Below are 12,867 nucleotides of genomic sequence, written 5' to 3' on the forward strand. Positions count from 1 at the left end.
CGAGCGCGCCCAGCGCCAGTTCGTCGCTGGGGAACCAGAATTCCATTTCCGGCACGGTGTTCTCGATATCGCTCAGGCGCGCACCCAGCGGCGGCAGCGGCGTGCCCACCACCGTGCGCAGCCAGGCAACGGTGTCCTCGCTGCGGTGGCCCCAGCCTGCGCGTTCGCAGCGCTGCGCCAGGCGCGCATCGAAGTTCGGATCATGGATGATGTCGAAGCCTTCCTGGCCGATCCATTCGAGCTGCTCGTGCAGGAAGTTGCCCGGTACCGAGCCGCGCGGGAAACGGTGCCAGGGCGCGTCTTCGACCTTCGGCGGATCGGGCAGCACCTGCGCTTCCTCGAACAGGGTCTCCTCGGCCGCGCGCATCGGCGCGTCTGCTGGGTGTGGCGGGTGATCGACGTGAACGACCCGACCGACCAGTTGCGCTCGAAGTCGGCATCGAAAGGCGCCGGCGCCACCGGGGGCGCATGCTGCTCGGCGCGATCGAGCATCGTGCAGCCGTCCAGTGGGGGAGCGTGTGCAGGGCGATGTCCTGGCAGCCGCCGCGCAGCCGGTCGAGGTGCTCGGCCAGCGCGCTGGCGGGCACCGGGGTGCCGCCGGTCGCCAGGTAGCCCAGTGCCGACTCGTGCAGGAGGTTGCTCTTGGTCGAGCCGCGGTTGCTCAGGGCAGCCACCCCCAGCCACAGGAAGTGGCGCGCGCGCGTCAGGGCCACGTAGAGCAGGCGCAGGTCCTCGTCCAGGCGCGCGCGGTCGACCGCCGCCAGGGCTTCGTCGGACAGGGCCAGGTCAATCTGGCGCTTGCCGTCCTCGTGCGCGAATTCGAAGAAGGACGCCATCTTGCGCTCGGTCTTGCGCGCCGTGACCGCGAAGGGCAGGTAGACCAGCGGGTACTCCAGCCCCTTCGACTTGTGCACCGTGATGACTTTCACCAGCTCGGCGTCGCTTTCCAGGCGCAGCACCAGCTCGTCCCCGCCTTCGCCCAGGCCCTCGATCTGCTCGGCGAACCAGCGGATCAGCGCACCTTCGCCGTCGAGGTGGCGGCTCGCTTCCTGCAGCAGTTCGGCCAGGTGCAGCAGGTTCGTCAGGCGGCGCTCGCCGCCGGCTTCGTCGAGCAGGCGCGCTGGCAGCTCCAGCTCGTGGATGAAGCGGCGCAGCATCGCCAGCACGCCCTGGCGCTGCCAGCAGGCGTGCAGGTTCTTGAGCTGCTCGACGCGCTCTTCCCACGCGGCTTCGTCGGCCGTCAGGCGTGCCAGTTCCTCCAGCGGCAGGCCGGCCGTGCGCGTGGCGAGGGCGGCGCGCACCAGCACGCCGTCGAGCGGATTGGCAACCGCATGCAGCCAGCGCAGCACGTCGCGCGCCTCGTCGCTCTCGACCACCGAGTCCTTGTCGGACAGGTAGACGCTCCTGACCTTGCGCCGCTCCAGTGCACGGCGGATCGCCGCCGCTTCCTTGCGGTCGCGCACGAGGATGGCGATATCGGCCGGTATCAGGCGGGTGAAGCGGGTACCGCCGCCCGCCGCGGGCGCTTCGAAGCCGACCCCTTCGTCGTTGAGCAGGGTAACGATGTGTTCCGCGCAGTGCTGGGCAAGGAAGTCACGGTACTCGTCCGAGCCCAGGTCGTCGCGTTCGGACGCGCACAGGGTCAGCGCCTGGTAGGGGCCGGCCACGCCGACCAGCCGGGCCTTGTGGCCGGCCGCCGCCACCGGCTCGAAGGGCAGCGGGTTGACCTCGCCGCGCCGGAAGCGGAAGGCGCCGGCCGGATGCCCGCCCTGCCCCTTCGTCCCCTCGGCATGGGCGAAGAGCTGGTTGACCGCTTCCACCAGCGCCGCGGTGGACCGGTAGTTGGTGCCGAGCTGGTAGTGGCGCCCCTCGGTGGCGCGCCGCGCCGCCAGATAGCTGTGGATGTCGGCGCCGCGGAAGCCATAGATCGACTGTTTCGGATCGCCGATCAGGAACAGGCCGGTGGCGGCATCGTTGTCCGCCACCCGGTACAGCAGGTCGAAGATGCGGTACTGCTCGGGCGAGGTGTCCTGGAACTCGTCGACCATGGCGATCGGGTACTGCAGCACGATACGACGGCGCAAGGCCTCGCCATTCGGGCCTTCGAGCGCGTCCTTCAGGCGCGCGAGCATGTCGGCAAAACCGAACTGCCGGTTGCGCGCCTTGAGTTCCGCGATGCGGGCGGCGATATGGGTGGCGGCATGGCGCACCAGCGCATGCTTGACCGGTTCCATCGCGTCGAGCCCGGCCTTGAGCGGCGCGGTACCGGCGAAGCAATCGGGCACCGGCACGGCGCAGCCCTTGTTGAAGGCGTCCTCGATGCCCTCGACCGTCAGGCGCGTCCATCCCGTGCCCTTGAGCTTGAGCTCCCTGCTGTCCGGATCGCGCGCCCAGGCACCCGGGGCCGCGAACCATTCGGCCTCGGATTCCGGCTTGAGTTTGCCGGCGCTGAGGCATTTCGGATTGCGCTCGCGCTGCGCCGCGAGCCAGGCCTGCATCTGTTCGACGCGCTCGACCCAGCCCTCTTTCAGGCGGGCCAGCTCGGCGCGCTGCTTGCCGTCGATGCGCGCAAGCACCGCCGCGAGCGGCTCGGTTTCATGTGCGCCGAGCACGGACACGCGCCCCACCCGGGGCGCGCAGCGCATTCTTGAGCGCACCGACATCGCGCCAGCAACCCAGCACCATGGCCAGGGACGTGCTGTTCAGGGGGTAGACATGCTGGCGCCAGTAATCGTGCGCCGCGTCGTCGAACAGCGCGCGCTCGTCGCTGACGAGTTCCTCGTCGAACAGGCTGCCGCTGTCGAAGGCGTGTTCGCGCAGCATGCGCTGGCACCAGGCGTCGATCGTGAAGATCGCCGCTTCGTCCATCGTTTCCGCGGCCAGCATCAGGCGGTGCGCCGCGACCTGGCGCTCGCCCTCGCCGGCATAGCCCTGCGCCAGGCTTTCCGGGAACGGATCGCCCCCTTCGCTTTGTCCGCGGAAGTACGCGGCTGCCTGGACCAGGCGCTCGCGCACGCGGTTCGACAGTTCGCGCGTGGCGGCGCGGGTGAAGGTCATCACCAGGATGTCCGAGGGCAGCAGGGGCTTTGCGAAGGCGGCATCAAAGCCGTGGCCCAGCACCAGGCGCAGGTAGAGGGCCGCGATGGTCCAGGTCTTGCCGGTGCCGGCGCTGGCCTCGATCAGGCGCGAGCCGTGCAGCGGGAAGTCGAGGGGATCAAGTAGCTGGCTCATGCATCCGTTCCTGTTGCATCCGTTCCCGTATGTGACTCGACCTCGACGTGCGCACGCATCCACGCCAGCAGCGGACCATAGACTTCGCGTGCCACGACGCCGCCCGGGTCGGCCGCGCCAAGAGCGGCGAAATCGGGCCACAGGCGCGCCAGGCAGGGCTCGCGCTGGACCTCGCCGGGGAATTTGTACTGGCCCTCGTAGGTCTTGCGCGGGCTGAGCTTTTTCGGCTTGCCCTTGCGCCCATCGGCCGGAGGCGGCTCTTCCGCCGCCAGCTGGACGAGCGCCGTCCTGCAGGCGACCGGCAGCGGCTGGTCCAGGTTGCGGCGCCAGAGCGCGGCGAGCTGCGCGAGCACGGCCAGCGCCTCGCTTTGTTCGATCGGCTGCATCGTCACCAGCGCGTCGCGCGCCACCAGGTAGCCGGTCAGTTCGACACCGGCGGCGCTGGCAGCGAGCTGGCGCAGCCAGGCGTCGATCAGCTTGTCGCCACAGGGCGCGCCTTCCTTGTCCAGCACTTTCGACGAGGTTTGCGCCAGCCAGGCGGTCTGCGCGCCATTGCTGCGCAGGCGGTCGATCCAGTCTTCCAGCGTGACGGCATCGAACGCCAGCTTCAGGGAACCAGCTTCGGCGCCGCATCCGGAAAGTCGGCGCATAGCCGCAGCCAGGCCTCCCGCACCGGCACCAGGTCCTTGACCAGCTGCTCCTGCCAGTGCTGTCCGATCAGCCCGATGGGCAAGGCGCCTTCGCGCGCGAGCCGTTCGGCACGCGCCTGCAGTACCTGGCGCACCGCATCGAGTTCCTCGATCACGCCGCCGTCGTCGAGCAGGCTGTCTTCCAGGCCGTAGCGTTCGAGTCCGTCGAACGCGAACGGCTCCTCGTCCTCGCCGATCACTTCGGTCTCGTTGAACATCACGGCCAGGCGGCGGCGGAAGAAGTAGCGTGCCGGCTGCTTCATGAAGCTGGCCAGTTCGGCCAGGGTCAGGCGGTAGCCCGGCTCGAGTTCATACGGGGGCAAGGCGTCGGCCTCCCTTGCCCGTTCGCCCTGGCCGTGCGCCGCGCGCCATTCGCGCGCGTAGGTGCGCAGCCCACCTTGCTCGAAATAGCGGCGGCTGAAGGGCTGCAGCGCGTGCTCGGTCGTGATGGTGGACAGGTCGAGCTTCCAGCCGGCGCGCAGGTAGTCGCGCAGCTGCGCCACCAGCACCGAGGCAGGCTGCTCGCTGTTGTCGCGCACGTTGCGTCCGACCCAGCTCACGTACAGCCTGTCGCGCGCGGCCAGCAGGGCTTCCAGCATCAGGTAGCGGTCGTCGTCGCGGCGCGAACGGTCGCCCGGGCGGCTCATGCCGGGCAGCGCCAGCAGGTCGAAGTCGGCCTGGGGCGTGCGGCGCGGGAAGTCGCCGTCGTTCATGCCGAGCAGGCAGACGGCGCGGAAAGGCACGGCGCGCATCGGCATCAGGGTGCAGAAGGTGACGCCGCCCGAGACGAACTGGTGGTTCAGGGTCGGCTGGTCGATCTGCGACAGCCAGGCTTCGCGCAGCACCGCAAGCGGCACCGGCTCGTCGAAGCCGCCCGATTCCGTCATCTCGAGCCAGCATTGCAGGGCTTCGTTCAGCTGCGCCAGCGTCAGACGGTCGCCCTCCTCGCGGCCGTCGAAAAAGGCGGCCAGCAGGGACCGTGCCTCGACGCCCCACTCGGCAGGGGTGCGCGCCTCGGCCAGGCGTGCGCGCCAGGCCAGCAGGCACTCGACCAGCTGGGCCAGCGAGCCGGCCAGGGCGGCATCGAGCCCGCCGACCTCGCCATACGGTTCGATATCGCCGAAGCGGGCACCGGCGCCGCTGGCGTAACCGAGCAGCATGCGCCGCACGCCGAAGATCCGGGCATTCTGTTCGCCGGCCGCGCCCAGGCCGAGCCCGGCGCGGTGTTCGCCATCCAGGCCCCAGCGCACGCCGGCGCCGTCGATCCACTGGCCGAGGGTGTGCAGGTCGTCGTCGTGGATACCGAAGCGCGCGGCCAGCGCCGGCACGTCGAGCAGGTCGCGCACCTCGCTCTGGCGGCAGCGCTGCTGCGGCAAACGCAGCAGCCACTCGAGCGCGACCAGCAGCGGATTGACGCTGCGGTCGCGCGTGTCGCCGATCTGGAACGGGATGTGGCGCGGGTCGTTCTTGCGGTGCTGGTCGAAGACGGCGTGGATCGCGGCCGAGAAGGTGTCGATGTCGGGCACCATCACGACGATGTCGCGCGGGCGCAGGCTCGGGTCCGCGGCGAACCACGACAGCAGCTGGTCGTGCAGCACCTCGACTTCGCGCTGGGTGCTGTGGGTGACGTGGAAGGCGATCGAATGGTCGTCCGGCGCCGGCGGCTCCTGCGGATGCTCGTTCAGCGGCAGCAGGTCGCGCACGGCGGCCTGCACCGGGCCAGCAGGGTCTCGCCCGGCCCCTCGGAGAACAGGTCGATGCGCAGGCGGGTGGTGCCGTTTTCGGCATCTTCCGGCCTGACCTCTTCGTTGTCGAATTCGTCGAGCATGCGCACGAAGTCGCGGCCCTGGCGGCCCCAGCTCGCCAGCAACGGGTGGGGTGGGCGTGCAGGGCCTCGATCGGTACGCTGGCCAGGTCGACGCCGTCGCGCGCCGGCTGGCGCTTGTGCGCAGCTTTCAGCAGCTCGCGCCCTTCGATGATGTCGCCCCAGTAGAACTGGCAGGGATTCGGCACGGCCAGCACGGGTGTGGCGCGCCAGCGCGGCGATCGCCTGCAGCGTCTGGTAAGGCAGCGCCGACATCCCGAACAGCACGACGCGGCGCGGCAGGCGCCCGGCGGGCGGGTCGCCGGACAGGATCCTGGTGACGAACACCTCGTGGATCGCGGCGCGCCCGAGGCCGCGCTGCATGGGCGGCACGCTCTCGTGCACGGCACGCCACAGGTGCGCCTGCCAGACCTGGTCCGGCTCGAGCGGTACGGGGTCGCCGCCCGCGCGGCGCAGCTGGTCGCGTCCGATCTCCCAGTCGGTGAGCCAGTCGGCGCGGTACACCCGGTACTGGTCGAACAGGTCGGCCAGGCGCTCGGCCAGTTGCAGGCGCCGTTCCGGGCAGCCGTCGCCGAGGAAGTGCGTGAGCGGCGCAAAGGCCGGCTCGCGCAGCAGCGTGGGCAACAGGCGCATCAGGCGCCAGGTGAGCGGATCCTTGTCGAAGGGCGAGCGTGCCGGAACACGCTCGCGCCCCAGCATTGCGCGATAGGCCTCCCACAGGAAGCGGCCCGGCAAGGCCACGCGGGTGGCGGCGCACACGCCCAGGTCGCGCGCCAGGGCAATCTTGAGCCACTCGGCGAACCCGTTCGACTGCACCAGGATGGTTTCCTGCTCGAGGGGACCGAGGGGATGCGTGCGCAGCCAGTCGAATACGGCGGCGCGCAGCATTTCCATCTGGTTGCCGTGCAAAATCAGCAAGCCGGGGGTGATCGGGGAAGGCATCGGGGGAGGTAGGTGGATCGGTCGTGGTGGTGGAGCTCAGGCGCAACAGGATACTCTTTTTGCCGGCGCGGCGAAAGGCTGGCCTTCGATACCCGCTTCGCTCAGCGCGAGTCCGTGGCGCGCGCACCAAGTTCTGCTGCCACTTGCCGATCGAGCCGCGCAAAGATGCTGCGCAGACGCGCTCCAAGCGCACGCCCCGGGCCAGGGCGCCGCGCTCGTGCTGGCGTTCGAGTTCGGAGCAGACCTCGGCAAAGCCCATCGCCCCGACCGCGCGCGCCGACGATTTCAGGCGGTGCGCGACGGCGCCGGCACGCGCCAGGTCGTTCGAGGCCAGCGCGATGTCGATCTCGGCCATGCCTTCGCGTACGCTGTCGAGGAACATGAAGGCGAACTTGCGCATCTTGTCGGGGTCGTGGCCGAAGGTGGCGGCCAGCACTGGACGTCGAGGAGCGGCATGCCGGCGGCCGTCGGCGGCGCGGCCGGGCTGTCGGCGGGCGGCGTCGGCGCGCTGACGGTGGTGCGAGCGGCGGCCGGTGCCACGGCCGGCACCGGGTCCGGCGTGCTTGCCGCTGCCGATGCCGATGCGGCCACGCCCTGCTCCTGGCGCGTTCCCACCCGTGCCAGCACGCGCAGGATCGTCGTCGCCAGCAGCTCAGGGGCGACCGGCTTGGTCAGGAAGTCGTCCATGCCCGCCTCCATGCAGCGACGCTGGTCCTCGACGCCGGCATTGGCCGTCATGGCGATGACGACGGTGTGGCGCAGGCCCTCGTCGGCCCGGACGCGGCGCGTGGCCTCGAAGCCGTCCATCACCGGCATCTGCACATCCATCAGCACGCAGTCGAAGCGCCGCTCGCGCATGCGCTCGATCGCCTCGCTGCCGTTGCCCGCCACGACGACGCTCGCGCCCACGCCTTGGAGCAGTTCGCACCCGACCTGCTGGCTGAAGACATTGTCCTCGACCAGCAGGATGGTCTTGCCGTCGAGGCGCACGGCCGGCAACCCGGAAGCGCCGCTGCGCCGCGACGGGCGCGCGTCCGGCTCCGGCTTCGGTTCCAGCCTGGACTCGTGCCCGTCCTCGTGCTTGCGCGCAAGGCGGCTCTCCTGCCTGCCGCCTTGCCCCAGCCGCGCCGTGAACCAGAAGGTGCTGCCGCGGCCTGGCTGGCTGTCGACGCCGACTTCGCCGCCCATCAGTTCGGCCAGCTGCTTGCTGATCACCAGGCCCAGTCCGGTGCCGCCGTAGCGCCGCGTGGTCGAAGGGTCGGCCTGGTGGAAAGGCGTGAACAGCTGCGCCACCTCGGCGGGATCGATGCCGATACCGTGGTCCCGCACCTCGAAGCGCACCAGCGTCTCGTGGCCGAAGGCACGCACCGCGCGCACCCGGATGACGATGCTGCCGCGTTCGGAAAACTTGATGGCGTTGCCGAGGAAGTTGAGCAGCACCTGCTCGAGCCTCAGTGGGTCGCCGCGCAGCGGCCGCGCCAGTTCCGGGGCGACGTCGAACTCGAGCCGCAAGCCCCTGGCGGCGGCCGCCTCGCCAAGCTGGGTCTCGAGGTTGCCCATCAGGGCATCGAGCTTGAAGTCAAGCAGCTCGAGCTCCATGCGGCCGGCCTCGATCTTGGAAAAGTCGAGGATGTGGTTGATGATGCCCAGCAGGTGCTGGCCCGAGTGATGGATCTTTTCCAGGTAGTCGCGCTGCTTGGGGTCGAGCGCGCCCTTGAGCGCCAGGTGGGTCATGCCGATGATGCTGTTCATCGGCGTGCGGATCTCGTGGCTCATGTTCGAGAGGAAGTTACTCTTGGCCTGGTTGGCGGCGTCGGCCTGGGCCTTGAGCTGGTGCAGTTCGGTGACGTCGGTCGCCACGCACAGCACGCCGCCGACGCCGCCATCGAGGCGCACCGGCACCTTCACTTCCCACAGCTGGCGCGGTGTGCCGTCGGCCAGCCGCACTTCCACCTGGCTCGCGCGGCGGTGGCCGTCGAACACGGCGCGCTCGCGTTCCCAGGCGGCGTCGGCTGCGCCCAGCGGCATCACCTCGCGGTCGAGGCGGCCGTTGATGCGCTCGGCACTCTCGCCCAGCGCCTGCGCGGTCTTCGCATTCACGTAGCGAAAGCGCCGGTCGCGGTCCTTCATGAAGACGAAGGCGTCGAGGTTGTCGAGCACCGTGTCGAGCAGGGTGCGCTGCTCGATCGCGCCGCGGCGCGACCAGTACAGCGACAGGAACAGGCTGTAGACCAGCAAGGTGGCGAGGAAGCCGCCGATAAAGGCGAGCAGCGGGAAGCGGCGCTCGAAGGGCAGGTAGAACTCTTCCCTGGCCGCGCTGAAATGGGCCTTCCACAGGGTGCCGCCGAAATCGACCGGCAGCACCGTGACGAAGCGCGTGGCCGCGTCCAGCGGGTGCGTGCGCAGGCCCCCGTCGCCGTACAGCAGGCGGTCCGCCGGCGCTGGCGCCAGCGCGGCGGGCGCGCCTGCCTGGCGCGCCGCTCCCGGCGGTGCGGAGAACAGCGACAGCGCGATCGGCGAGGCGGCCTGCCCGGCCAGCGTGCGCTCGACCAGTGCCGGCACCGAGAACGCGATACCGACGCTGCCGACATAGGCGGCGCGGCGCTCGGCGAGCGTGGCCGGGGTGACGCCGCCGCGGTAGACCGGGGCGCGCATGCCCAGCGCGATATGCGGGGTCGGGTTCTCCACCCGCACCGGCTGGCCCGAGGCGCTCATGCCGCCGGAATCGCGGGCGCGTGCCATCGCCTCGGCGACGGCGGGGTTGGCGGTGATGTCGACCCCGAATTTTTCCGGCAGCGCGCTGGGCGGCTCGATGTAGGTGAGGACGGCGTAGCTGGGACGCCGTCCCGGAGGCTGGATCGAAAAGCCGGGATAGCCGCGCGGATCGAGGCTGCGGTCGGCGCGCACGGCCGCTTCGAAAGCGTCGCGCTCGGCATCAGGCACTTCATGGGTGTAGGCGACGGCGTCGAGCGCCGGGTAATTCTCGTGCAGCGCCAGCGCGGAAACATAGCGGTGGAACTGCTGGCGCGTGACCGGCTTATCGCTGGCCGCGAACATCGCCACCAGCGCCCGCGTGACTTCGTTGTACGAGGTGATGACACCGGCCAGTTCGTCCTTGATGGCGCGCGCCTGGTAATCGAAGCGGCGCCGCGCCGATTCCTCGACGGTGCGCCCGGCCGCCATGTGCAGGATGGCGCCGACCAGGAGCGCCAGCCAGACGCCGGCGCCCCACATCACGACACGGGTGGTGCCGCGCATGCCCGCCAGGGCGCCGATGCTGCGTGTGATCGACAGGGCCATCGTTTTTTGCCGTGCAGTAAGAGACGAAAGATTGTTGATAATATACGATATCGGTTCGCCGTTGGGGCGCTCGACAGTAAGGAAGAAAAGATGCGGAAAACGGCGGCGAAAGTACTGCTTGGCCTGGCAGCGGCGGGTGGACTGGCGGATGGCATGGCGGCTGCGCCAGCTGGCACCCAGCCTCTGCCCGACCCGTATGCCTGGCTCGAGGACGTGGGCGGCGAGCGCCCGCTGGCCTGGGTGCGCGAACAGAACGCGCTGGCGGAAAAGGCGCTCGGCGGCCCTGACGGGGAAGCGCTGCGCGCCCGCCTGCAGGCCATCCTCGACGCCAGGGAGCGCATTCCCTACGTCAGCCGCGAGGGCGGGTATCTCTACAATTTCTGGCGCGATGCCGACCATGAACGCGGCATCTGGCGCCGTACCACGCTGGCCGAATACCGCAAGGCGGCGCCGCAGTGGGAAACCGTGATCGACCTCGATGCGCTCGCGCGCGACGAACACGAGAACTGGGTGTGGGCCGGCGCCACCTGCCTCAAGCCGCAAGCGACGCGCTGCCTGGTGTCGCTCTCGCGCGGCGGCGGCGATGCCGCCATCGTGCGTGAATTCGACCTGGAACGGCGCGCCTGGGTCGCCGGCGGCTTCGCCCTGCCCGAAGCCAAGAGCGAGGTCGGCTGGATCGATGCCGACACCCTGTTCGTCGGCACCGACTTCGGCCCGGGTTCGATGACCGGCTCGGGCTACCCGCGCATCGTCAAGGCCTGGAAGCGCGGAACGCCGCTGTCGGCGGCCACGACTGTCTTCGAAGCCCAGGGCGGCGACCTGTCGGCGTCGGCATACAAGGACATGACGCCCGGCTTCGAGCGAGAATTCGTCTCGCGCCAGATCGACTTCTACAGCAGCGAACTGTTCCTGCGCGAGGGCGATCGCCTCGTCAAAGTCGACAAGCCGCTGGACGCGAACGCCTATGCGGTGCGCGATCAGATACTAATGGAGTTGAGATCGACCTGGCAGGTCGGCGGGCGCACCTGGCCGCAGGGCGCGCTGCTGGCGATCGACTTTTCCCGCTTCATGCGCGGCGAACGCGATTTCGAGATGCTGTTCACGCCGACCGCCACCACCTCGCTCGAGGGCGTGACGGTCACGCGCGACGCCCTGCTCCTGACGGTGCTCGACAAGGTCAAGAACCGCCTCGTCGAACTGCGCCATGAGGGTGGCAGCTGGCAGCGGCGCGACGTGGCGGCGCCGGACGTCGGCAGCCTGGGCGTCTGGGCCTTCGACCCGATCGAGTCGAACGACTACTTTTTGACCGTCACCGGTTTCCTGACGCCGACCACGCTTTACCTGGGCAGCGTCGGCAAGGACAGCCGCGAGCGGCTGAAAGCGATGCCAGCCTGGTTCGACGGCGCGCGCCTGGCCGTGTCGCAGTTCGAGGCGAAGTCGAAGGACGGCACGATGGTCCCGTATTTCGTCGTGATGGACCGGCGCGCAAAACGCGACGGCCGCAACCCCACCCTGCTCTATGGCTACGGCGGCTTCGAGGTGTCGCTCACGCCCTCGTACAGCGGCATGGATGGTGCGGGCTGGCTGGAAAGCGGTGGCGTCTACGTGCTGGCGAACATCCGCGGCGGCGGCGAGTTCGGCCCGCGCTGGCACCAGGCCGCGCTCAAAGAACATCGCCAGCGCGCTTTCGACGACTTCCTGGCGGTGGCCAAGGACCTCATCAAGCGCAAGATCACGAGCCCACGCCACCTCGGCATCATGGGCGGCAGCAATGGCGGCCTGCTGGTGGGCGCCGCCATGACCCAGCGGCCGGACCTGTTCAATGCCGTGGTGTGCCAGGTGCCGCTGCTGGACATGCGGCGCTACCACAAGCTGCTGGCCGGCGCCTCGTGGATGGGCGAATACGGCGACCCTGACGACCCGGCCCAATGGGAATTCATCGGCAAGTACTCGCCCTACCAGAACGTTTTCAAGGACAAGCACTACCCGCCAGTGCTGTTCACGTCCTCGACACGCGACGACCGCGTCCACCCCGGCCATGCGCGCAAGATGGCGGCGCTGATGCGCGACCAGGGGCACCAGGTGCTGTACTGGGAAAACACCGAGGGCGGGCACGCCGGCGCAGCCAACAATACCCAGCAGGCGCGTATGTGGGCGCTGACCTATACCTTTCTGCGCAAGCAGTTGAAGTAGCGAATCATCGGCGTGAAACTGCCATGGTGCAACTTCCGTGGCTTTGCCGCCCCCACTATATATAGAAGGACATGAAATCCGTGACCATAGCCCCGCCCGCCGCGCCGGCGCCTCCCCTCGTCGACATGGTGAGGGTACGTCCGCTCGCCAGCAACGAGTGGCCACTCTACCGGACGCTGCGGCTGCGCGCGCTGGCGGACGCGCCGGCCGCCTTCGGCAGCACGCTGGCGGCAGAAGAGGCGCGCGTGGATGCCGACTGGGCCTGGGCCTGGGCCTGGCCGTTACCTCGAACCGGGACCGGCCGCTGGTGGCGGAATACGATGGCAGCGCCGTCGGCCTGGCCTGGGCCACATTCGACGCGGCCGATCCGCTGCTGGTGAACCTGTTCCAGATGTGGGTGGCACCGGAAAGCCGCGGCCACGGCGCGGCGGCCGCCCTGCTGAAGGCCGCGGTGGATTGGGCACGCGCCTCCGGCGCACGCGCCATGCAGCTGGGCGTACTCAGTGAAAACGACACGGCCCGGCGGCTCTACGAGCGCGCCGGATTCCGTGACCATGGCGCGCCCTTCCCGGTGCGGCCGGGCGATGCGCGCATGGAGCAGGCGATGCGGCTGGACCTGGCGCCCGCCAGTTGAGGCCGCGTCCCTGAACACGGCGCTAACCGGCGGCGGGCGGCTGCCGCGTGCCC

The 12,867-nt window shown here is 69.7% G+C and carries 7 protein-coding genes and 2 pseudogenes; 2 read left to right on the plus strand and 7 right to left on the minus strand.

The window, feature by feature from the left end; all coding sequences use genetic code 11:
- Nucleotides 1-200 precede the first annotated feature (200 nt).
- The 7 genes and pseudogenes from G4G31_RS18575 to G4G31_RS18585 form a co-directional block, all read right to left on the minus strand.
- Nucleotides 201-2,612: a UvrD-helicase domain-containing protein gene (locus G4G31_RS18575; RefSeq protein ID WP_374011257.1), complete on the minus strand. Its 2,412-nt coding sequence runs from the start codon at nucleotides 2,610-2,612 to the stop codon at nucleotides 201-203.
- Entirely contained in the window at nucleotides 2,596-3,231 is a 636-nt protein-coding gene (locus G4G31_RS29410) for a UvrD-helicase domain-containing protein (protein WP_374011258.1), read from the minus strand. The genes G4G31_RS18575 and G4G31_RS29410 overlap by 17 nt, the downstream gene beginning before the upstream one ends.
- Entirely contained in the window at nucleotides 3,228-3,881 is a 654-nt protein-coding gene (locus tag G4G31_RS26750; RefSeq protein ID WP_229425092.1) for a hypothetical protein, read from the minus strand. Before G4G31_RS26750 ends, G4G31_RS29410 begins: the two co-directional genes overlap by 4 nt.
- The gene (gene recC, locus G4G31_RS27710; RefSeq protein WP_267873626.1) at nucleotides 3,839-5,623 is read right to left on the minus strand and encodes an exodeoxyribonuclease V subunit gamma; all 1,785 of its coding nucleotides are present in this window, start codon (nucleotides 5,621-5,623) and stop codon (nucleotides 3,839-3,841) included. The genes G4G31_RS26750 and recC overlap by 43 nt, the downstream gene beginning before the upstream one ends.
- Entirely contained in the window at nucleotides 5,602-6,687 is a 1,086-nt protein-coding gene (locus G4G31_RS27715) for an exodeoxyribonuclease V subunit gamma (RefSeq protein ID WP_267873627.1), read from the minus strand. Before G4G31_RS27715 ends, recC begins: the two co-directional genes overlap by 22 nt.
- A 277-nt stretch (nucleotides 6,688-6,964) precedes the next feature.
- Nucleotides 6,965-7,087 (minus strand): annotated as a pseudogene (locus tag G4G31_RS29415) (hypothetical protein); the annotation flags it as partial.
- Nucleotides 7,088-7,380: 293 nt separating this feature from the next.
- Nucleotides 7,381-9,987: pseudogene (locus G4G31_RS18585) on the minus strand (CHASE domain-containing protein); the annotation flags it as partial.
- Nucleotides 9,988-10,077: 90 nt separating this feature from the next.
- Here G4G31_RS18585 and G4G31_RS18590 point away from each other — a divergent pair.
- On the plus strand, nucleotides 10,078-12,180 hold the full coding sequence (locus tag G4G31_RS18590; RefSeq protein ID WP_374011259.1) for a prolyl oligopeptidase family protein: 2,103 nt from the start codon (nucleotides 10,078-10,080) through the stop codon (nucleotides 12,178-12,180).
- A 157-nt stretch (nucleotides 12,181-12,337) separates the two neighbouring features.
- Entirely contained in the window at nucleotides 12,338-12,814 is a 477-nt protein-coding gene (locus G4G31_RS18595; protein ID WP_229425093.1) for a GNAT family N-acetyltransferase, read from the plus strand.
- Nucleotides 12,815-12,867 lie beyond the last annotated feature (53 nt).

The organism is Massilia sp. Se16.2.3, assembly GCF_014171595.1.
Lineage (GTDB): Bacteria > Pseudomonadota > Gammaproteobacteria > Burkholderiales > Burkholderiaceae_D > Telluria.